General features: G+C 70.1%; 17 protein-coding genes and 1 tRNA gene. 2 read left to right on the top strand and 16 right to left on the bottom strand.

Annotation, left to right across the window (positions count from 1 at the left end; translation table 11 throughout):
* Positions 1-25 precede the first annotated feature (25 nt).
* The 7 genes from atpB to B3G12_RS11370 are packed head-to-tail and all read right to left on the bottom strand — an operon-like array spanning position 26 to position 6,897.
* Positions 26-817 (bottom strand): F0F1 ATP synthase subunit A, encoded by a 792-nt coding sequence (gene atpB / locus B3G12_RS11400; RefSeq protein WP_058954379.1) that lies wholly within the window; start codon positions 815-817, stop codon positions 26-28.
* A 30-nt stretch (positions 818-847) separates the two neighbouring features.
* The gene (locus tag B3G12_RS11395) at positions 848-1,258 is read right to left on the bottom strand and encodes an AtpZ/AtpI family protein (RefSeq protein ID WP_290500431.1); all 411 of its coding nucleotides are present in this window, start codon (positions 1,256-1,258) and stop codon (positions 848-850) included.
* On the bottom strand, positions 1,255-1,851 hold the full coding sequence (locus B3G12_RS11390; protein WP_290500430.1) for a hypothetical protein: 597 nt from the start codon (positions 1,849-1,851) through the stop codon (positions 1,255-1,257). The genes B3G12_RS11395 and B3G12_RS11390 overlap by 4 nt, the downstream gene beginning before the upstream one ends.
* Entirely contained in the window at positions 1,848-3,020 is a 1,173-nt protein-coding gene (locus tag B3G12_RS11385) for a glycosyltransferase family 4 protein (protein WP_349678124.1), read from the bottom strand. The genes B3G12_RS11390 and B3G12_RS11385 overlap by 4 nt, the downstream gene beginning before the upstream one ends.
* Positions 3,017-5,089, bottom strand: coding sequence for a polysaccharide biosynthesis protein (locus tag B3G12_RS11380; protein WP_244944683.1), 2,073 nt, complete (start codon positions 5,087-5,089; stop codon positions 3,017-3,019). Before B3G12_RS11380 ends, B3G12_RS11385 begins: the two co-directional genes overlap by 4 nt.
* Before the next feature lie 28 nt (positions 5,090-5,117).
* Entirely contained in the window at positions 5,118-5,978 is an 861-nt protein-coding gene (locus B3G12_RS11375; RefSeq protein WP_144942474.1) for a glycosyltransferase, read from the bottom strand.
* Entirely contained in the window at positions 5,965-6,897 is a 933-nt protein-coding gene (locus B3G12_RS11370) for a glycosyltransferase (RefSeq protein WP_144942473.1), read from the bottom strand. The genes B3G12_RS11375 and B3G12_RS11370 overlap by 14 nt, the downstream gene beginning before the upstream one ends.
* Before the next feature lie 230 nt (positions 6,898-7,127).
* Here B3G12_RS11370 and B3G12_RS11365 point away from each other — a divergent pair, with 230 nt between their 5' ends.
* Positions 7,128-8,096 carry an NAD-dependent epimerase/dehydratase family protein gene (locus B3G12_RS11365; protein WP_144942472.1) on the top strand — a complete coding sequence of 323 codons (969 nt, stop codon included), beginning with the start codon at positions 7,128-7,130 and terminating at the stop codon, positions 8,094-8,096.
* 78 nt (positions 8,097-8,174) lie between these two features.
* Here the strand turns inward: B3G12_RS11365 and B3G12_RS11360 are convergent, their stop codons facing one another.
* The 9 genes from B3G12_RS11360 to argS all read right to left on the bottom strand — a co-directional run bounded on the left by B3G12_RS11360 (position 8,175) and on the right by argS (position 20,654).
* Positions 8,175-9,359 carry an L-threonylcarbamoyladenylate synthase gene (locus B3G12_RS11360; protein ID WP_144942471.1) on the bottom strand — a complete coding sequence of 395 codons (1,185 nt, stop codon included), beginning with the start codon at positions 9,357-9,359 and terminating at the stop codon, positions 8,175-8,177.
* 144 nt (positions 9,360-9,503) lie between these two features.
* Positions 9,504-10,370 carry a peptide chain release factor N(5)-glutamine methyltransferase gene (gene prmC / locus B3G12_RS11355; RefSeq protein WP_144942470.1) on the bottom strand — a complete coding sequence of 289 codons (867 nt, stop codon included), beginning with the start codon at positions 10,368-10,370 and terminating at the stop codon, positions 9,504-9,506.
* A gap of 3 nt (positions 10,371-10,373) precedes the next feature.
* Complete coding sequence (gene prfA, locus B3G12_RS11350) at positions 10,374-11,483, bottom strand: peptide chain release factor 1 (protein WP_144942469.1); 1,110 nt, start codon at positions 11,481-11,483, stop codon at positions 10,374-10,376.
* Positions 11,484-11,531: 48 nt separating this feature from the next.
* Complete coding sequence (rho, locus tag B3G12_RS11345; RefSeq protein ID WP_145009392.1) at positions 11,532-13,628, bottom strand: transcription termination factor Rho; 2,097 nt, start codon at positions 13,626-13,628, stop codon at positions 11,532-11,534.
* A 292-nt stretch (positions 13,629-13,920) separates the two neighbouring features.
* A complete protein-coding gene (gene thrB, locus B3G12_RS11340) occupies positions 13,921-14,955 on the bottom strand; it encodes a homoserine kinase (protein ID WP_145009395.1) in 1,035 nt (344 codons plus the stop codon).
* 11 nt (positions 14,956-14,966) lie between these two features.
* On the bottom strand, positions 14,967-16,076 hold the full coding sequence (gene thrC / locus B3G12_RS11335; RefSeq protein WP_145009398.1) for a threonine synthase: 1,110 nt from the start codon (positions 16,074-16,076) through the stop codon (positions 14,967-14,969).
* Positions 16,077-16,147: 71 nt separating this feature from the next.
* Entirely contained in the window at positions 16,148-17,461 is a 1,314-nt protein-coding gene (locus B3G12_RS11330; RefSeq protein ID WP_144942465.1) for a homoserine dehydrogenase, read from the bottom strand.
* A 43-nt stretch (positions 17,462-17,504) separates the two neighbouring features.
* Entirely contained in the window at positions 17,505-18,980 is a 1,476-nt protein-coding gene (gene lysA, locus B3G12_RS11325) for a diaminopimelate decarboxylase (RefSeq protein ID WP_290500422.1), read from the bottom strand.
* Positions 18,981-18,983: 3 nt separating this feature from the next.
* Positions 18,984-20,654 carry an arginine--tRNA ligase gene (gene argS, locus B3G12_RS11320; RefSeq protein WP_055084964.1) on the bottom strand — a complete coding sequence of 557 codons (1,671 nt, stop codon included), beginning with the start codon at positions 20,652-20,654 and terminating at the stop codon, positions 18,984-18,986.
* Between the two features lie 204 nt (positions 20,655-20,858).
* Between argS and B3G12_RS11315 the strand changes: the two genes are divergently transcribed.
* Positions 20,859-20,931: transfer RNA gene (locus B3G12_RS11315), tRNA-Arg, on the top strand.
* Positions 20,932-21,379 lie beyond the last annotated feature (448 nt).

Here is a 21,379-nt window from a genome sequence, read left to right as displayed (position 1 = left end):
CCGGAGGCGGCGCTCCTTCGTGGGGCTAGTGCCCCTCCTGCAGTGCGCCCTGTACGTACACGGCGAACAGCAGGGTGAAGATGTAGGCCTGCAGGATCTGGATCAGAACCTCCAGGAAGTAGATGAACAGTCCCAGCACGAGGCCGAAGGCCGAGCCGGCGATGCCGAGCACGCCGCCCACCTCGGTGGCGAGGTACGCCATGAACGCAGCTGCGACCATGATGGCCATGTGACCCGCGAACATCGTGGCGAACACACGCAGCGCGTGCGTCACCGGACGGATGATCATGTTCGAGAGGAACTCGAGCGGGATCAGGATCACGTAGAGGACTTTGGGCACGTCCGGCGGCATGGTCATCTTGACCATGAAGTGGCCGAGACCGTGACGTTTGATGCCGACACCGACCCACACGACGTAGGCAATGGCGGCCAGCACGTAGGCGGAACCCGGGTGCGACAGCGTGGGAAGCTGGAGCAGGGGGATCGACCCGAAGAGATTGTTGACCAGGATGAAGAAGAAGAAGCTGAACAGCAGCGGCACGTAGGGCCGGAAGTCCTTCTCCCCGATGATGTCCCGACCCAGGTGGTTGCGAACCAGGCCGTAGCCCATCTCGCCCACGTACTGGCCCTTGGAGGGCACCATGGCCCGGCGGCGGATCACAAACATGAAGAAGCCGGCGATCAGAACCACCGACAGAAGGATCAGCAGAGACTGCTTGCCGAAGGCGAGGGACCCGAGTTCGAAGAACGGGGGAAGATGGGCGTCTTCCGTGGAAGGGGCCACGAATTCGGCCGGAATCCTCAGGGCGGGGTTCAATACGGGTCCTTTCTGCGGTATCCAGACCGGTCATGCTCCGGGCCGGTGGCCCGGTTCAGATGACTTCCTTGTCTCCGACGTGGTCTTCTGCGGGGGTTGGCTGCGGTTCAAGGCGTCCCTCATGTGGAGGTAGCCGAGGTACACCCCGGCGGACGCGCCGAAGACGGCACCCGCGATCACAATCCACCGTGTTCCCAGCAGGTGATCCAGGAACCAGCCTACCAAACTCCATAACACCGCACCGACCACTATGTAGAGCAACACGGCGAGTCCTCCGCCGAGACCGCCCTCCTCGACCAGCTCCCCCGCAGTCTGCAGGGTCTCCCCACGCGCGGCGTCTCGGTAGCGGTGGGACGCCTTGCGGAGCCGGTCGGTAGCAGACCCGTCAGTGTCCGGGTCGGTGGGTCCCGGAGAGCCGGGCTGGTCCGGTGTCGCGGTCATGGCGTCTCGCTCTCGTGGTGGTGAGATCCGACGGTGGCGTCCCTGTTCCCTGGGAGGCCCCCCAGGGGCCGGTTCGCGCCGCCATCGGCGTCTGTCAGCGCGAGCTCGGAGCGGGGCGTCATGCCGGCGGTGACGCGCCGCACGAGCAGCGCGAAGACGGCAGTCGAGAGCACGAGGCAGGCCAGCACCGTCACGGCGAAGGCCCGCGAGGCCAACCATCCGGGGGCGCCCACCACGAGCAGCACCCATCCCAGGACAAGCACCTTGAGCAGGTAGAGGGCCGCGAGCGCAGGGGCCGTGACTGCGGGGGCCACCCGGTACATCTGCGCCGCAACAAGCACCGTGGCACTCGAGCTGAGGGCCACCAGGCCCGCGCCGAGCACGACGGAGCGCAGCGTGTCGGAGGTTCCCAGGCCGGCCACCAGCACGAGGAGCGCCCCGAGGCCGAGGCAGGCCAAGGAGCTGCGGCGCACGCCCGGGCCGTAGGACTGCGGGATCGTTGACGCGGCTGGCGGGGCAACGGAGGATGCCGTGTCGGTGGCGGCACGAGGGATGTCCTCCCCGGCGCGCCCGGTCTCTGGGCGAGTCGTCACGATGCGGCCCCGCCCCTCACCCTGTGGAGCCGCGAGAACAGCTGCGGGGAGCCGAGGTACACCACGATGACGAGCACCACGGCGAGGCCTGCGATCGCCGAGCCCGTGCCGTCCGCCCGCAGCCCGTACAACGAGATCAGACTGACCAGCACCGTGGCCGCCGTGACCACCAGCGAGGACTGGACGTGGGACAGTCCCACGTCCGTGAGGCGCTGGTAGACGTGCTGACGGTGCGGCTTGTACCAGACCTCGCCGCGACGAATGCGCAGCACCAGCGTCACGGCCGTGTCCGCGAGGTAGACGAGGAGCGGGGGCAGCAGGTATTCCACGTACACACCCGAGAGGAAGGCGGCGATCGCGATGGCCGCGATGGCGCCACCGAGGACGTAGGACCCGACGTCGCCCAGGAAGACCGTGCCGCGTCCCAGGTTCCAGGGCAGGAACCCGAGGAACGCTCCGGCCAGGGCAAGACCGGCGCAGACCATCCAGGGCATCCCGTTGGCCGCACCCGCCCACGCGTAGAGCAGCCCCACGGCGCCGCCGTGCAGACCTGAGATCCCGTTGATGCCGTCCATGAAGTTGGCGATGTTGATGTACGCGACGGTCGCGACGACGCCCACGGGCCACCACCACGCGGGCACGCCCAGGGTGACGATCAACGCCGCCGTGCCGACGGCGCCCACGAGAGCCTGTGCGCCGAGGCGCATGCCGATGGAGACGCCGTGGTAGTCCTCCGCCCAGCCCAGGGCCGCCGGGGCCAGGGTCATCGCGAGCACCACCACGGCCACCGAGCGGTCCACCGGAATCAGGCCGGTCAGCAGGCAGGTCCCGTAGGTGAGCACGAGCGAGACAGCCACAGCGAGCCCCATGCCGCGCAGCACGGGTTTCGAGTGTGAGGAGCGGTCCGAAGGGATGTCGACGACCCCCCAGCGGGTCAGCCACGGCTTCACCGTGAAGGGAAGCACCGCAGAGAGCACGAAGGCCAGGAGCAGCGTCCAAGGCGCCAGCCCCAGAAGCATCGACAACGCGTCCCCGCCCGTCACCGCGCCGGGCTCGGCCATGGCCGGCAGCTGCGCGGCACGCGGCACGGTGGCAGCGCCCGGCGACGACGCGGTCAACGCCAGCACTGCTGGCGCGGGGGCGAGGAGGCCCGTGAGCACGGCGCTCATGCCCGGTGCCCCTCGTTGTCTCGGACGCTCAACCCCGGGGTGTGCGGATCAGCGGGTGGCTGCGGGACCCGGCCCGCGCCGTCGCCGGCATGGCCGCCCTTGCCATCAGGGCTCGCCGAGGAAGCCCCGACGGCGCCGCCTGTTGCACCACGCGGCGTGTCCGCCGAGGAGTGCCCGCTCTCGCGCCCGTCCTCTTGGGAGGACACGCACCGCGCCGCGCGGGGCACCGAGAAGCTCGTGATCCTGGGCTGAGTGCTCACCACAACCTGGGGGATGGATCCCGTGAACACCATGCCGCCGCGGACCTTCCACACGTGCCGGTCCAGGTTCGCGGGGTCGAGACGTTCAGCCTTGGCATGGGAGATCTTGGGGTGGAAGGGACGCTCGTCTGTCTCCCCCGTGCCGATCAGGTCCTCATGCAGCTTCTCCCCGTGGCGCAGCCCGGTGATCTCGATGGCGATGTCCTCCCGCCCGGACATGGCCCGCAGCCGCTGGGCGATGTCCATGATCCGCACGGGCTCGCCCATGTCCAGGATCAGCACCTCTCCCCCGCGGGCGATCGCTCCGGCCTGGATCACGAGCTGGCAGGCCTCAGGAATGGTCATGAAGTAGCGCGTGGCGTCCGGGTGGGTGACGGTGATCGGCCCACCCTGCCGAATCTGCTCCGCGAACAGGGGAAGCATGGAGCCGCGGGAGCCGAAGACGTTGCCGAATCGCACGGACGCGTAGCGCCTGCCGGTCTGCTCTCCCATCCAGGCCGTGAGCTTCTCGGCGACCCGCTTGGAGTGGCCCAGCGCGGTGGTGGGGTTTGCCGCCTTGTCCGTGGAGACGTTCACGAAGACGTCCACGTCCACCGACGCCGCCGCCTCCAGCACGTTCAGGGAGCCCATCACGTTGGTCTTCCACGCCTCGTCCGGATACTGCTCCAGCAGGGAGACGTGCTTCAGCGCGGCCGCGTGGAACACCACCTGTGGCCTGCGCTCCTGGAACACCCGGGTCAGGGCGTCCCCGTCCCGGATGTCGCACAGCACGGTGTCCTTGCCGTCCAGAAGCCCGCGGCCGGTGATGGAGATCTGGGTGGCCTGCAATCCGGTCTCGTCCCGGTCCACCATGATCAGCTCAGCAGGCTCGAAGCCCACCAGCTGACGGCACAGCTCGGAGCCGATGGACCCGCCCGCGCCGGTGACAAGTACCCGCTTGCCGGTGATGTAGCCGGCGATGGCGTCCACATGGATGTCCACGGGCCGACGGCCGATCAGGTCCTCCATGGAGATGTCGCGCAGGTCCATGCCCTGGTTCCCACCGGCGAGCATCTCGCTCAGCGGGGGCACGGTCATCACGCGTGTGCCGGTGCCTTCCACGGTCTCCGACACGCGCTGCATCGTGCGGGGATCCGCGTCCGCCAGCGCAACGATCAGCACACCGGAGCGAGTGTGCTCCAGCACGGATGCGGCGTCGTGCAGCGTGCCCATGACAGGAACGGAGGAGATGCGCAGGTGCTTCTTGGCCGGGTCGTCGTCGAGCAGGGCCACCGGCAGGAAGCCCGATGCGGGGTCCTGCATCATGCGGTGCACCAGGAACGTGCCCAGGGCGCCTGCTCCGAAGATCACCACGTGCTGGGCCTCGTCCCCGGGTTTGGCGGTGGACTCCTGGTACATCCGCTTCAGGTAGCGCAACGCGGCCATCAGCAGGCACGCGAAGGGGAAGGCGATGAAACCGAGCGACCGCGGCACCCGCAGCGTGACGCCGAAGACGAGCAGCACACCCTCGAGCAGCGCCGTCACGATGACCGTGACGACCACGAGCAGCTTGGCCTCCTCGAAGCTGCCGAACGAGTACCGGCCCTTGTAGAGGGCGAATGAGAACCCCAAGAGCAGCTGCAGGGCCACCGCCACCACGCACGCGGTCACCACACCGCCCACGGAGACGAGCTCGACGTCGAGCTCGAAGCGCAGCAGGACGGCCACCCACAGCGCCACGATCCACGCGGCGGAATCCAGGATCATCTGGATCCACAGCCACGCGACGGGCTTCTCGCCTCGGGTGGTGGGTCTCGGGGGGTTGGGCATGGGGGCGTAGTCCTTTCGGGCGCGCGGATCAGCCGCTGCGGTGACCCACCATGAGCCGGTAGGCCGCTTCTCGCACTCGGACGGGCACGAACCGGTAGCCGCCGCGCACCATGACGTTCGTTGCCCATTGTAGGAACCCCACGTGGCCAAGCGCCCGCAACCGGGCCTGGAGCGCGAGTTCCGCCCTGAGCACGCTGTACCCGCCGCGGCGTTCGTAGGAGCCGGCGGAGACCCGGTACCCCACGAGCGGCTCGGCCACATTGCGCACGTCCGCGCCCGCGTGGAGCATGCGTGCCCACAGCCAGTAGTCCTCCGCCATCGGCGCGTCCTCGTAGCCGCCCACGCGCTCCACGCTACTGCGGCGCAGCACCACGGTGGGGTGCGAGATGGGGTTGCGGCGCCTGCTCACCGCCATGATGCGCCGCGCCCCCACGGGCGCCGCACGCAGGGCCAGGGGCGTGCCCTCGTCGTCGCCGATCTCGTGCATCGACGCCCCCACGAGGTCCGCGCCGGCCTCGATCAACGGAAGCTGCAGCTCGAAGCGGCGAGGGTAGGCGACGTCGTCCGCGTCCGCGCGCGCAACGACGTCGTACGAGCAGCTGGGCAGGGCCGTGCGCAGTGCGTGGGCGAGCCCATGGTTCTCGGGGATGCGTACGAGGCGCACGGGAACCGGGCACCCGCGCTCGAGACGCTCGAGCTCGGCGTGGAGCTCAGGCGGCACAGGGCCGTCCTGGACGACCACGACTTCGGCGGGGGGCCTGGTCTGCTCCACCGTGTTGGACTCGACCGCCCGGCGCAGGCGCTCGGGTGTGTCCCCCGCGTACACGGGCAGCAGCAGGGAGAAGCGCGCGGGCAGCTCGGACGGGGTCAGCGGCTCAGCGAGGGCCACCGAAACCACGTCCGCGTATGCCGTTGCCGTAGAGCCGCACCCACGTGCGCAGGCCTTCGAGGTCCCGGTTCTTGAGATAGTGCGCCGGGTAGCCGATCACGTCCGCGCCCAGCTGCACGAACCGCTTGTAGCGCCACGAGACGTAGCCGCGGTTGCGGAAGAAGTGGCGCTGCTTGAACTCGCCCGGGGGGATCAGCACCTGGAGCCTTCCGGGGATCACCACGTGCTCCTCGTCCCAGCCCGGCGGGTGGGAGACGGCGGCGGTGGTCACGGTGCCGAACGGCAGCCCGCTCTTGCGCAGGCGCACCAGGAAGTCCACCTCGTCCCCGCGCAGGAACAGCTTCAGGTCCGGCAGGCCCACACGGAAGAAGACGGACTCATCCATGAGGGCCCCGTTGAAGAAGTTGGCGTAGGAGTCGATGAAACCCAGCGGAACGAGGTCCTCGCGCCGGTGCGTGATCCCGCCGTCGAGGCGGAACGGGAAGGAGAGGAGTTCGTGGTTTTGCGGTGCCACGATCAGGGGCGAGACCACGGCGAGACCGCGCTCACGGGCGGCCGTGCGCAGCACGCGCAGGCAGTCGGGGTCCTCCGGGTGGGCATCGTCGTCCATGAGCCAGACCTGCTCCGCTCCGCTGGCCAGGGCCGTGAGGATGGCCAGGGAGAAGCCGCCGGCGCCCCCCAGGTTCGCCACGGAGCGGCGGTAGTGCAGCTCGAAAGCCCCCCCGATCTGCTCGCGCAGGGCGGCCTCGTCCAGTGCGGTGCGTCCAGCGTCCACGAGGCACAGGCTCGCCACGGGATCGGTCTGTGAGCGCAGCCCGTCGATCAGCACCGCCACATCCCGCGGCCTGTCCTGCGTGACGCAGGCAACACTCACGATGGGGTTCGTGGGGGCCACGGCCCTCGGGTAGGTTTCCGTCATGACGCCCCCGGCGATCTGGTCGTGTGGTAGTCCAAGCTGCTCCGTCGCGCTCCCCTCCGCCGCGGGCGGACGCGCTGCGGGCCGGAGCCCGGCGAATTCCCGGAGTCTATCAACGCTCACCATGGTGCCCGCTCAACGTCACCCGGACGCCCGCTGCGGGTGCGCGCCGGGCCCCGTCCTCTTCCGGCGCTACCGTACGATGGGAGGACCATCACGGGAGGAGATACACAGTGACGGCTCACAGCTGGCGCGTCCTCGGAGCAACGGGCTTCATCGGTTCCGCCATCACCACGGCCCTCCGGGCGCGTGACATCCCGGTCACCCCGGTGGCCACACCCCGCCTGGCCTCTCCGGCGACCACCGTCCACCACGTGATTGAGCACGCGCACCGGCTGGAGTCCGTGATCGACTACCTGGCCGAGTCCTTCGCGGGCGCCGACACCGTCGTCAATGCCGCGGGCCTCGCCGCACCGGACCAGACCCACCAGCAGTCGCTGACCGGCGCCAACGCCCTGCTCCCGGTGCTCGTGGCGCTCGCGGCGCACCGCACCGGTGTGCGCCGGGTGATCCACATGAGCTCCGCATCGGTGCAGGCGGACGCACCGGTGCTCGACGAGTCCATCCGCACGGCGCCGTTCTCCCCCTACTCGTTCTCGAAGGCCCTCGGCGAGTCCGCGCTGTACCGGCTGCACTCGCAGTGGAGCGAGGAGCCGAGCGCCCCGGAGCTCACCGTGATCCGGGCGACCTCCGTGATGGGCACGGCCCGTCGGACGACTCGCATGCTGGCCCGCTTCGCTTCCTCTCCGCTGAGCTCGGTGGCCGGCGACGGAACCGCACCCACGCCCGTGACCTCGGTGACGGCGCTCGCGCAGTTCACCGCGTCCGTGGGCGAGTTCCGGGGCGAGCTTCCGCCGGTGATCCTGCAGCCCTGGGAGGGCGCAACCACCGGTTCCGTGCTGCGCGACGCCGGCCGGCGCCACCCCCTGAACCTCCCGCCGCTGCTGTGCCGCGCAGTGATCGCGTGCGCACGCTTCGGCTCCGACGCGGTGGGACACCGCTACGCGGGTCTCATCCGCCGCCTCGAGGTCACCTGGTTCGGCCAGCGGCAGGTCCCCGGGTGGGCCCACGAGCACGGCGTGATTCCGCAGCCCCACGTCCAGGAGATCCTGCGAGAAGCGCACCTCGCACTCGGACGCTGACCCCTTCCAACAACGAGCCCGCCCCCTCGCGGCGCAGCAGCACTGCACGGGGGCGAGTTCTTGTGTGAGGTCAGGGGATCACTCCCCCACGAGACGTTCGGCGTCCTCTATGCTCAGGGCGCTCGTGCCGTCCCACCGGGGTTCGTGACGCACACGGCGGTCCCTGCCCTGGTCGACGGCGCTCTCCGCTGTGGGCGCGCCGTCCTGCACCATGGCGTTGATGAGCTCCTCGTCCGAGACATCGGAGGCATCCCGGGTGGTGGGGGTCCGCGGCACTTCGTGCGCCGCGGAGGACTGCGCCGCGACGTCGCCGTCGTCCGCGGCGTCGGCAGAACCGGTCGTCCCGGCCGCGGACGTCACGTCCGTCGTCTCTGCCGTGCCATGCGAGGCCGACGACGACGCCGCACCCGCGGCGGTCTGCGCCGACGCGCCGGTCTCCGTTGCCACTGCCGCTGTACCGTCCTCGGCGGGCGACGCGGCCAACGGGACCGTCGCGCCGACGGTTCCGGCAGCTGGTTCGGCCGACGTGGTGGCTGCAGCGGCGGCTACGCCCTCCGCGGGGGTGCCTGTCGCGGCGTCCTGGCCAGGCTCCATGGCGCCGCCGTGGACCGCAGGAACGACCTCACGCAGCCGCTCGAGCGTGATGGCACCGTGGCGCAGCACCACGGGCGTCTCCCCCGTGCAGTCCACGATGGTCGAGGCCACGTCCCGTGCGCCCGCGGCGGTGGACACAACCGGGCGGGGGCCGTCGTCGAGGTAGAACGGAACCCGGTCCTGAAGCATCGCCTGGGCGCTCTGCGCGGTCAGTGCGGCGGGCATGCCCGTGCGGTTCGCTGAGCTCACGGCCATGGGACCCACCCGCTCGAGCACCGCTCGCGACACGCGGTCGTCCGGGACGCGCAGCGCCACCGTGCCGTGGGTCTCCCCCAGGTCCCAGCCGAGCGTGGGCTGCGCCCAGCACACGATGGTCAGCGCACCCGGCCAGAAGGCCTCCGCGAGCGCGCGGGCGTCCGCCGAGACCTGGTCCGCGAGGGCGTCCATGACCTCGGGCCGGGCGATGAGCACGGGCGGGGGCATCTCCCGCGTTCTGCCTTTGGCGCCCAGCAGGGCCTGCACCCCGGCGGCGGAGAAGGCGTCGCAGCCGATGCCGTAGACCGTGTCGGTGGGCAACACGATGCACTCGCCGCCGCCCACGACCTCCGCGGCAGCCGCCACGGCCTCGTCCAGCTGCTGCTGGTCCCCACAGGGCCTGATCTCACTCACGGGCTTCTCCTCCGCTCACGTACTTCGTCTGATTCCCCGGAGCATGACGCCGTCGAGGCTTCTGTTGTCCGGGATTCGTCGTCACGGGTGCAGTGCTCCCACCCAGGGCGTAGGCCCGCCCTGCCTGCAACCGTCGGTCGTGGCTCAGGAGCGTTCTCCCGGCAGGACAGCGGTGGTCGCGCGGGGCCGGCCCACGAGATCGTGGTGCAGCCTTACATCCGTGAAACCCCGCCCAACCAGTGCCTCGGCCACGGCAGCCACCTGCGACTCCGCATGCTCCACGATGAAGCTTCCACCGGGGCGAAGCAGGCGCAAAGCCGTGTCCATCGCCGCGCACGGCAGACGCATCCCGGTCTCGTCGCCGCCGTAGAGCGCGGTGGGCGGGTCGTAATCCCGCACCTCCGGGTCCTCTGGGATCTCCCCGTCGGGCACGTACGGCGGGTTGGTCACGACCACGCAGAAGCTGCCCGCCGTTACGAGCGTGAGATCCCGGTAGTCGCACTCGAGCAGACGGACCGGGGAGCCCGCGAGGTTCTGGCGCGTCCACCGCAGGGCCTCTGGCTCCCGTTCGACCGCGCTCACACGGCACGCCGGATCCTCGGTGGCCACAGCCAGGGCGATCGCCCCGCTGCCCGTCCCGAGATCGACGACGGCGGGGTGCAGCTCCCCGTGCTCGCGCCACAGCCGTGCCTCGTCCAGGCTCAGCTGCACGAGCAGCTCGGTCTCCGGCCGTGGCACGAAGACCCCCGGCCCCACGGCGAGCTCGAGCTGTCGGAAGGGCGCTCGGCCGGTGATGTGCTGGAGGGGTTCCCGCCGGGCACGGCGCGCCACGAGGCCCCGGTAGCCAGGAGGCTCGGGCGCGCCCAGGATGGCCTTCGCCTCGGTCTCCCCGCGGCCCAGGCCCAGGACGTGGGAGGCGAGCAGGACGGCATCGGCGTCCGGGGAGGGGACGCCCGCGGCCGCGAGCTCGCGCCGGCCCCACCCGATCGCCTGGGCGAGAGTCGTGGTCACGGCTCAGCTCTTCCGGCCCGAGGGCCCCTGCCCAGCGGAGTCCTGGCTCAGCTGCTCCAGCCGGTGGCGTTCGTCGAGCTCGACCGCGGACGTGATGACGGGCTCCAGGGCACCGTCCAGCACGTGGTCCAGGTTGTAGGCCTTGTAGCCCGTGCGGTGATCCGCGATGCGGTTCTCGGGGAAGTTGTAGGTGCGGATGCGCTCGGAGCGGTCCACCGTGCGCACCTGCGACTTGCGGGCCGCCGCGTTCTCCGCGTCGATCTGCTCCTGCTGGTGCGCGAGCAGGCGCGCCCGCAGCACGCGCATTGCCGCCTCACGGTTCTGCAGCTGGGACTTCTCGTTCTGCATGGAGACCACGATGCCCGTGGGGACGTGCGTGATCCGCACGGCCGAGTCCGTGGTGTTCACGGACTGCCCGCCGGGACCCGAGGAGCGGTAGACGTCGATCTTGAGGTCGTTCTGGCTGATGTCGATCTCGTCCGGCTCGTCCACCTCCGGGAACACGAGCACCCCGGCGGCCGAGGTGTGCACGCGCCCCTGGGACTCCGTCACGGGAACCCGCTGCACGCGGTGCACCCCTCCCTCGTACTTGAACCGTGCCCAGGCGCCCTCGGACGGGTCCGGGGAGTTTCCCTTCACCGCCAGCTGGACGTCCTTGTAGCCGCCCAGTTCCGTGGGGGTCGAGGAGAGGATCTCCGTCTTCAGCCCCGACTGCTCCGCGAAGCGCATGTACATGCGCAGCAGGTCCCCGGCGAAGAGCGCGGACTCGTCCCCCCCCTCCCCCGCCTTCACCTCGAGGATCACGTTGCGGCCGTCGTCCGGGTCCCTGGGCACCAGCTTGCGGCGCAGCACTTCACGGGCCTCGCCGAGCTGCTCCTCGAGGGGCTTGACCTCCGCGGCGAACTCGGGATCCATGCTCCCGAGTTCGCGCGCGGCCTCCAAGTCCTCGGACAGCCGCTCGACCCTGCGGTGCGCCTCCACGATCGCGTTGAGCTCGGAGTACCGCCGACCCAGTTTCCTGGCCCTGCCCGCATCCGCGTGGACGGCGGGGTCCGCCAGTTCGTGCTGCAGCTGGGCGTGCTCATCCAGCAGCGGCTGCACGGGATCGGACATGGGGTGTTCTCCTTCTCGACGGGCGGGACGTGACGCGGGGTTGGCGTCCTAGTGGCCCGCGAGCGTGGTCTTCTGGACCTGCAGCAGGAACTCGGCGTTGGACTGGGTGTCCCGCAGCTTGCTCGTGAGCAGCTCCAGGGCCTGCTGCTGCTCGAGACCGGAGAGCACACGGCGCAGGCGCCACATGATTTTGATCTCTTCGGACGAGAGCAGGTTCTCCTCGCGGCGCGTGCCGGAGGAGTTGACGTCCACGGCCGGGAAGATGCGCCGGTCCGCGAGCTGGCGGGAGAGCCGCAGCTCCATGTTGCCCGTGCCCTTGAACTCTTCGAAGATGACCTCGTCCATCTTGGAACCCGTCTCCACGAGCGCGGTGGCCAGGATGGTGAGCGAGCCGCCGTTCTCGATGTTGCGCGCCGCGCCGAAGAACTTCTTGGGCGGATACAGCGCCGCGGAGTCCACGCCGCCGGACAGGATGCGTCCGGAGGCCGGGGCGGAAAGGTTGTACGCACGGCCGAGGCGGGTCATGGAGTCCAGCAGGACCACCACGTCCATTCCCATCTCCACGAGACGCTTGGCGCGCTCGATCGCGAGCTCCGCCACCGTGGTGTGGTCGTCCGCGGGACGGTCGAAGGTGGAGGCGATGACCTCGCCCTTCACCGTGCGCTGCATGTCAGTGACCTCTTCGGGCCGTTCGTCCACGAGCACCATCATGAGGTGGACCTCGGGGTTGTTCGTGGTGATCGCGTTGGCGATCGACTGCAGCATTAGGGTCTTGCCCGCCTTGGGCGGGGAGACGATCAGACCGCGCTGGCCCTTTCCGATCGGGGCCACCAGGTCCACCACGCGGGGGCCAATCTTCTTCGGGTCGGTCTCCAGTCGCAGGCGCTCCTGCGGGTACAGCGGCACGAGCTTGTTGAACTCGACGCGTTCGCTGTTCTCCTCCGGCTTGCGGCCGTTGACCGTGGTCAGCTGCACGAGCGCGGAGAACTTCTGGCGGGAGTTGTTGTGCTGCTCCCCCTCGCGCGGCGCCCGGATGGCACCCACGATGGCGTCGCCCTTGCGCAGGTTGTTCTTCTTGACCTGGGACAGGCTCACATAGACGTCCGAGGGCCCGGGCAGGTAGCCCGAGGTACGCACGAACGCGTAGTTGTCGAGCACGTCCAGGATGCCGGCCACGGGCAGCAGGACGTCGTCCTCCGTGATCTCGACGTCGTCTACGTCGGGACCGTTGTTGCGGTTGCGGCGGTTGCGGCGCTCGTTGCGGTCGTTGCGATCGCCGCGGTTGTCCCGGTCGTTCCGGTTGCGGTTGCGGCGGTTGCGGCGCGAACCGTTCTCGCCGTCGTTGCCGCCGTTGTTGTTGCGGTTGCGGCGCTCGTTGCGGTTCGAGCCTTCCTGGCCACCGTCCCCGGAGTCCTTGGAGTCGCGCTGGTTGCCGCGGTCGTTGCGGTCCTGGCCGCCGTCCTTGGAGTCCTTCTGGTTGCCGCGGCCACGGCCGCCATCGGACTTCTCGTCCCGCTTGGCATCCTGGGATTTCTCGTCCTTGGCGCCGGAATTCTCCTGCGGTGAGGACTTCTCCCCGCGGTTGCCGCGCGAACGCTGGTTGCGTCCGCCGCGGCCGGAACCGTCCTTGATCTCCTCGCCGGAGTCCGATGACCCGTTCTTCTGGTTCTCGGACTTCTCCTCCTGGGAGGACTGCTCGTTCTGCCGCTCGGCGGAGCCGGCCTCACGGCGGGAGCGGCGCGAGCCGTTCTGGCGCTTGCCGTTCGACTCACCGTCCTCCCCCTCTGCGGAGGACGCGTCCGAGGACCTGGTGTCCTCGGTGCCGCCCGAGCCGCTCTGGGAGGTGCCCTCCGCGGTGCCGGCCTTGGCGGCGTCGTCGCCGTCCGTGTCCTTGTGGCGGCGGGAGGCCTGGCGAGCGGTCTGCTCAATCTTCTCCTCGACGGCCTTGTCGCGGGCGGCGACGGCGCCCCCGCGCTGGTGCGCCTCGATCGCCTCGACCAGGAGGGACTTGCGCATCCGGCGGGCACCGGTGATGCCGAGCTGAGCGGCCAGGGCCTGCAGCTGCGCAAGCTTGAGTCCGGAGAGTCCGGTGCTCTGGGCCTGCGAGGTTTCCGTTCCCTGTTCGGGGGCGGTGGATTCTGTCACGAAGGTTCCTTCTGACTCGGTGGGGGCTGCGGCATCCAGATCGCCAGCAGCCCGGCGGTGATGGTGTGGGCCGCCCGTTGCGGGCCACGGGTGTGCGTGCCGTGAGCACGCGACATCAGCAATGGAGACCCCCGAATCCCTCGTGGGACCGAATTGCCACATCACAGAGGTGGCGGGTCTGCACGAGAGAGGATCGCAGAGAGGCGATGCTGTTCGAGTACCTGCGGTGGAAAACCGCGCATGACGCTCGACTACGGGGCTGGCCCGTCCTGGACGGACAGGAGCCCGGGGCCTATTGCGTGGATACACTCACCTTAGCACCCTCGCGCGGTACGTGCAGAGTGAGGACACGCCACGAGACCCGCCCGCCGTGGTGGGAGTGTGCCGGCGACGCCGCGTCGGCGGCGATCGCACGCACCGCCTCGGCCGCGCGCTCGGCACCCTGCGGCCCGTTGGCGAGCACCAGCACCGTGGGTCCCGCGCCGGAGATCAGCGCGGCGTGGCCGCGCTCGCGCAGCCCCTCCACGAGAGCGGCACTCGGGGCCATCGCCTGCGCCCTGTACCGCTGGTGGAGCAGGTCGAACGTGGCCGGCAGCAGCAGCTCGGGGCGCCCGCCCAGGGCTACCACGAGCAGGGCCGCGCGGCCCGCATTGACCGCCGCGGCGCGATGGGCCACGGTGTCCGGGAGCAGTCCACGGGCCACCGCGGTGGCCACTTCGAAGTCCGGGATCGCCACCACGGGGACGACGTCCGGGTGCACGTCCACGGGGGCGCTGTGGAAGCGGCTCGTCTCCTGCCACGACACCGTGAAACCGCCCAGCAGCGTGGGCGCCACATTGTCTGGGTGGCCCTCCAGCCTGGAACACACCTGCAGCACCTCGTCCGGGTTCAGCCGGGAGCGGATGGGGAGCAGAGCGTTCGCCGCGAGCACCCCGGCCACCACCGCCGAGGCCGAGGAGCCCATGCCTCGGCCGTGCGGGATGACGTTGTGCGCCTCGAGCCGTAACGGGGGCAGCGCTCCCGCACCCGCGGCGTCGAAGGCGGCCTGCATTGCCCGCAGCACCAGGTGCTCAGGGGTGCGCGGAACGCCGTCTGTGCCCTCCCCCGTGAGGTCGAACTCCAGGCCGCTCGCGATCCGGGTGACCCGCACGGTGTCGTAGTGGCCCAGGGCCAGCCCGAGCGAGTCGAAACCGGGCCCCACGTTTCCCGTGGAGGCAGGGACCTCGACCGTGACGGTCGCACCGAGCGGGGCGCCGTCCTCAGAGGAGGCGGCACCGTGGCCGGGCGCGCCGTCCTTGCCGGGGCCGGCTGCGTGTGTCTCGCTCACCACGGACCCGCTCACTCGAGACCGAGGGCCGCGGCCACCGAGACCACGTCGAAAGCCACCCGCTTGGGCGCGGCCGCCTGCGCGTCCTCCGCCTCGGCGCCCTTGACCGCCCACTGGGGGTCCTTGAGGCCGTGGCCCGTCACCGTGGCCACGATGGTTTTCCCGGAGGGGACCTGACCGGCGCGCGCCTGCTTGAGCAGACCCGCGACGCTCGCCGCGGAGCCCGGCTCCACGAACACGCCCTCGCGCGAGGAGAGCCAGCGGTGCGCCTCCAGGATCTCGTCATCCGTGACGGAGCCGATGAGCCCGCCCGACTCATCCCGGGCGGCCACGGCGGTGTGCCACGAGGCGGGGTTGCCGATCCGGATGGCCGTGGCGATCGTCTCCGGCTCGGTCACTGGGTGGCCCAGCACGAGCGGAGCGGCGCCCTCCGCCTGGAAGCCCCACATCACGGGGGTGTGCGTGGCCACGGCGGGAAGCGCGGTGCCGTCCGTGGCCGTGGCGTCCTGCGCGTACTCGCGGTAGCCCTTCCAGTACGCGGTGATGTTCCCCGCATTGCCCACCGGCAGCGCGTGGATGTCCGGTGCGTCACCGAGGGTGTCCACCACCTCGAACGCGGCGGTCTTCTGCCCCTCGATGCGGTACGGGTTCACCGAGTTCACCAGGAACACGGGGTAGGACTCGGAGAGCTTGCGCGCCACCTCGAGGCAGTTGTCGAAGTTGCCGTCGATCTGGATGATGTCCGCGCCGTGCGCCACGGCCTGGGACATCTTGCCCATGGAGATCTTGCCCTCGGGCACCAGCACGGCGCAGCGCATTCCGGCCTGCTTCGCGTACGCGGCGGCGGAGGCGGACGTGTTGCCGGTGGACGCGCAGACCACCGCCTTGGCGCCCTCCTCCTTGGCCTTGGTGATTGCCATGGTCATCCCGCGGTCCTTGAAGGAGCCGGTGGGGTTCATTCCCTCGAACTTCAGCCACACGGCGGAGCCGGTCAGCTCGGAGAGCGCACGCGCACGGATCAGCGGCGTGCCGCCCTCCCCCATGGTCACGACCTCTGTCTGCTCGGTGACCGGCAGCCGGTCCCTGTACTCGTTGATGACGCCCTTCCAGACGTGTGCCATGCGGCGCTCTCCTCGGTTCGACTCGTTGCTTCCACGCGGTGCTCCGCCCCTCGGTGGGCGGGCACCGGAACTCATTCTCCGGCTTCCACCGGAGTGACGGACACGACGTCCCGCACCACCGGCAGCTCGCGCAGCGCCTCCACCGTGGCCATCAGGGACTCGTGGCGGCCGCTGTGGGTCACCAGTCGCAGCAGGGACGTGTCGCTCTCGCGGGGGTCCTCGCTCTGCTGCATGGTGGAGATCGACACGCCGTGGTCCGCGAATACCTTCGCCAGCCGTGCCAGCACGCCCAGCCGGTCGTTGGCGGCCAGGGTAACGGCCAGCCGTGTGGTGACGTCGTCCATGCTCACGGCAGGAAGGGCCGCGTAGGGCTCCAGCGGGATCCCCGTGGCCCCCAGCGCGATGGCCCGTGCCGCGGAGACGAGGTCCCCGAGCACGGCCGACGCCGTGGGGTCACCGCCTGCGCCCTGCCCGTAGAACATCAGCGACCCGGCGTTCTCCGCCTCCACGAACACCGCGTTGTACGCCCCGCGCACCCCGCCGAGCACGTGATCGCGCGGGATCATGACCGGGTTCACCCGCAGGTTCACGCCGTCCCCGCAGCGCTCTCCCACGGAGAGCAGCTTGATGACGTAGCCTGCCTCCCGTGCCGCCGCGACGTCGTCCGCGGTGACCCCGGTGATGCCCTCGCAGTGAACGTCCGCGATCGTGTAGCTGGAGTGGAACGCCAGGGACGCCAGCACGGCGGTCTTGGCCGCGGCGTCGTGGCCCTCGACATCGGCCGTCGGGTCCGCCTCCGCATAGCCGAGTTCCTGAGCCTCGGCCAGGGCGTCGTCGAACGCGGCACCGGTGCTGTCCATCTGGTCCAGGATGAAGTTCGTGGTCCCGTTCATGATCCCCAGGAAGCGGTTGACGCTGTCCCCGGCGAGCGAGTCCCGCATGGGACGCACGATCGGGATGGCGCCGGCCACGGCCGCCTCGTAGGACAGCTGCGCGCCCGACCCCGCGGCGGCGTCCTGCAGCTCGCGCCCGGACTCCGCGAGCAATGCCTTGTTGCCCGTGATCACTGACTTCCCGGCCTTGAGGGCACGTAGCACGCGGGTGCGCGTGGGCTCGATGCCGCCCGTCAGCTCCACGACCACGTCCGCCCGGTCGATCACGGCGTCCGCGTCCGTGGTCAGCAGCTCCGGTGGCAGCTCCACGTCCCGGCGAGCGGTGACGTCCCGCACCGCGATACCCGTCAGCGCGAGCCGCACACCGGTGCGCTGCGCCAGCTCGTCCGACTGGGTGAGCAGCACGCGGGCCACCTGGGAACCCACGGTGCCGGCACCCAGCAGGCCGACCTTCAGGACGGGGGTCTCGCGTGCGGGGGCTGATGTGTTCATGGTCCTCGGGTTCCTTGGGAAGGGGGCTTCGGGAAGGGGGGGGTCAGGATGCGGGGCGCGCGTGCGCGGTGATGGCGCCCGCGGGATCGACGACACCGGTGTCCCTGCCGAGCAGGTCCGTCACCGTCTCACGGCGCACGATCTCGCGCGTGGCACCGTCCGGTGCCACAGACACGATTCCAGGGCGCGGCAGCCAGTTGTAGTTGCTCGACAGCGCCCAGCAGTAGGCGCCAGTCACGGGGACGACGAGCAGGTCCCCCGCCGCGACGTCGCCCGGGAGGTAGACGTCCTTGACGACGACGTCCCCCGACTCGCAGTGCTTGCCCACCACGCGGCTGAGCACTGGGGCCTCGTGGGAGACCCTGTTGCCGAGCACCGCGGTGTAGTCCGCGTCGTAGAGCACGGGACGGGCGTTGTCGCTCATGCCGCCGTCCACGGAGATGTAGCGCCGCTGCACGCCCGGGGCCACGGTCACGGTCTTGACCGTGCCCACCGTGTACACGGTGCAGCCGGACGGACCGGCGATGTAGCGCCCCGGCTCGAAGGAAAGGTGTGGTGCGGGCAGCTCGGAGGCTTCCAGCGACTCGGCCAGCAGGGGGGCGAGGTCACCCGCGATGGCCGCCACCTCGCGCGGTGCGTCCTCGGCGGTGTAGGCCACTCCGTGGCCACCGCCCAGGTCCACCTCGGGCAGGACGACGTCCCAGCGGGCCGCCACTGCCTCTCGCAGCGCGAGCACGCGCTCGGCCGCCTGACCGAAACCCTCGGCGGCGAAGATCTGGGAGCCGATGTGGCAGTGCAGCCCACGCAGGTCGAGGGCGTCGGAGGCCTCCAGGCACGCCGCCACGGCCGTCAGCGCTGGAGAGTCCTCTCCGTCCCGCGCTGGGTTCAGGGAGAGGCCGAACTTCTGGTCCTCGTGGGCCGTGGCAATGAACTCGTGCGTGGAGGCGTGCACGCCCGGGGTCACACGGATCATCACCGGCGCGCGGGTGCCCCGGTCACGGGCGAGTCCTGAGAGCAGCTCGATCTCCGCGAGGGAGTCGACGACGATGCGCCCCACGCCCACGCGCAGCGCCAGCTCCAACTCTGCGGCCGACTTGTTGTTGCCGTGCAGCGCGATGCGTGCGGGATCGACCCCCGCGGCGAGCGCGACGGCCAGCTCACCCCCGGAGGCGGTGTCCACATTGAGCCCCTCCTCGGTGGCCCAGCCGACCACGGCGGTGGTGAGCAGTGCCTTGGAGGCGTAGAAGACGGCCACCTCGATGCCGAGGGGGCGCAGCGCATCCTCGAACGCCTCGCGGAACGCTCGGGCGCGCTCACGGAAGGTGCGCTCGTGGAGCACGTAGCTGGGCGTCCCGTACTGCCGCGCGAGCTCCGTGACGGGCACACCGGAGACGCACACGCACCCGTCCGCGTCACGGGTGTACTGGCGCGTGAAGACCAGTGGGTCTAGCTCCGCCGGGTCAGCGGGGACTGCCAGCCAGGCCGGTGCGAGGGGGTGGGTTTTAAAGGTTTCGGACACGGGTCACATCCTCTCGGGGGCGCTCACGCCGAGCAGGTCCAGGCCGTTGGCGAGGACCTGGCGCACGGCGTCGTTGAGCCACAGTCGACTGTGGTGGATCGGGGCCACGGGGTCCTCGCTCTGCGGCGTGACCCGGCACGCGTCGTACCAGCGGTGGTAGGCACCGGCCAGCGCCTCGAGGTGGCGGGCCACGCGGTGCGGCTCGCGGAACTGCGCGGCCTGCGCGACGACGGACGGGTACTGTCCCAGCGCCGCGAGCAGGTCCGCCTCGCGCGGGTGCTCCAGCAGCGCGGCGTCGAACAGGGACTGCCCCTGCTCGTCCGTGCGCGAGACACCGGCGGCCTCGGCGTTGCGGCTCACCGCGCACGTGCGGGCGTGGGCGTACTGCACGTAGAAGACGGGGTTCTCGTTCGAGCGCTTCGTGAGAACGTCGAGGTCGATGTCGATGTTGGAGTCCACGGAGAAGCGGGTCAGCGAGTAGCGCGCGGCGTCCACGCCCACGACCTCCACGAGGTCCTCCATGGTCACCACGGTGCCCGCGCGCTTGGACATCCGCACGGCTTGGCCGTCGCGCACCAGGTTGACCATCTGCCCGATCAGCACCTCGACGGCGTCCGGGGAGTCCCCGAGGGCCGCCGCCGCGGCCTTGAGCCGGGCCACGTAGCCGTGGTGGTCCGCACCCAGCATGTAGATGCACAGGTCCGCACCACGATCCCGCTTGTTCTTGAAGTATGCGATGTCCCCGGCGATGTACGCGGCGTTGCCGTCCGACTTGATGACCACGCGATCCTTGTCGTCCCCGTGGTCCGTGGAGCGCAGCCACCATGCGCCGTCCTTGAAGTAGAGGGAGCCGGAGGTCCGCAGCTGCTCCAGCAGGGTCTCCACCTGCCCGCCCTCGAAGAGCGAGTTCTCGTGGAAGAAGACGTCGAAGTCCACCCCGAACTCGTGCAGCGAGGACTTGATTTGCTCGAACATCAGCTCCACACCGGCCGCCCGGAAGACCTCCTGGGGGTCCTCCGCCTCCAGCGCGTCCGGGTGCAGCGCGAGCACTTGGTCCGCGATCTCCGAGATGTACTGGCCGCCGTATCCGTCCTCCGGCGCGGCCTCGCCGCGGGCGCGGGCCAGCAGGGAGCGGGCGAAGCGATCGATCTGATTGCCGTGGTCATTGAAGTAGTACTCGCGCACCACGTCCGCGCCCTGCGCGCCCAGGATTCGGGCGAGGGAGTCCCCCACCGCGGCCCAGCGGGTGCCGCCCAGGTGGATGGGGCCGGTGGGGTTGGCGGAGACGAACTCCAGGTTGATGGTGGTGCCCTTCAGTGTCTCCCCCGTGCCGAAGGCCGCGCCCTGCTCCACGATCGACTGGGCGAGCTCACCGGCCGCCGCGGCGTCGAGCGTGATGTTGAGGAACCCCGGGCCCGCGATGTCCACGGTCTTCACACCGGGCACCTGCGCGAGGCGCTCGGAGAGGATCTGTGCGACGTCCCGAGGGCTGCGCCCCACCTTCTTTGCCACCTGCATGGCCACCGTGGTGGCCCAGTCGCCGTGGTCACGGTTCTTCGGGCGCTCCACCTTCGCCTCGGGCAGGTCGACGCCGTCCACGACGGTGAGTTCACCGGCGGCCACGGCGTCCTGCAGGCATGCGGAGACGGCGGAGGAAAGTTCTTCAGGAGTCACTGTGACAGTGTAGCGGGGCAGGTGCATGCGGACCGATTCGCCGACCGTCACGCGCAGCGGTTCCCGCGGCCACGGACCGGTACGGTTCACACGCTCGCGGGCCCGTGCGGGCCCGGTTTGGTGCGGATTCGTGCACCGAGTGCACCTGGTAGTATCGTCGAGTCGTCGTTGCAGCCCGGATGAAACGGGTGGCGCACCTGACACGCCCGCGTAGCTCAGTGGATAGAGCGTCTGCCTCCGGAGCAGAAGGTCGTAGGTTCGAATCCTGTCGCGGGCACAAGGTAGGGCCCCTGATCATGAGAAACGCCGATCAGGGGCCCTTTTGGTGCCCGGAGTGAGTAGTGGCCAAGTACGCGTTGAGGTACGCAGTACGCAACGCGTCGCCGCCTGGATGCGGGTTGCCCAAGGGACGATGTACTTCAGGCGTAGAGTGAACTTGAAGATAGTCACATCGTTAAATGATTGCGACTGTTCCCCGGGGCGGCCATCGCTTCAAATACAGGCCTTTTCTCGGAGGTTTGTTCGTCAGAGAGCCGCGGAGGAAGGACAGTCCGTGGCGATGCGGATGCCATGGAACGTTATCGTCCGTACCCACTTGCTCTTGCGCGCCTCACATGGCGACCAACGTCCTGCCCGGCACGAGACGCTCCAGGAGCGTGTTGAGTTGGGGTGTTCCGTCGAGGCTGCTCCCCACCCTGTGCTTGCTGAACCGTCCCAGGTTTGGT

The organism is Kocuria sp. UBA5001, assembly GCF_002398425.1.
Taxonomy (GTDB): Bacteria; Actinomycetota; Actinomycetes; order Actinomycetales; family Micrococcaceae; genus Kocuria; species Kocuria salsicia.
This window is presented reverse-complemented; position numbering and strand designations above follow the sequence as displayed.

Coding starts and splice junctions, on each gene's coding strand:
- B3G12_RS11395 (WP_290500431.1), bottom strand. CDS start 1,258: ATGACCGCGACACCGGACCAGCCCGGCTCTCCGGGACCCACCGACCCG.
- B3G12_RS11385 (WP_349678124.1), bottom strand. CDS start 3,020: ATGAGCGCCGTGCTCACGGGCCTCCTCGCCCCCGCGCCAGCAGTGCTG.
- B3G12_RS11380 (WP_244944683.1), bottom strand. CDS start 5,089: ATGCCCAACCCCCCGAGACCCACCACCCGAGGCGAGAAGCCCGTCGCG.
- B3G12_RS11370 (WP_144942473.1), bottom strand. CDS start 6,897: ATGACGGAAACCTACCCGAGGGCCGTGGCCCCCACGAACCCCATCGTG.
- prfA (WP_144942469.1), bottom strand. CDS start 11,483: ATGTCCGATCCCGTGCAGCCGCTGCTGGATGAGCACGCCCAGCTGCAG.
- thrC (WP_145009398.1), bottom strand. CDS start 16,076: ATGGCACACGTCTGGAAGGGCGTCATCAACGAGTACAGGGACCGGCTG.
- B3G12_RS11330 (WP_144942465.1), bottom strand. CDS start 17,461: ATGAACACATCAGCCCCCGCACGCGAGACCCCCGTCCTGAAGGTCGGC.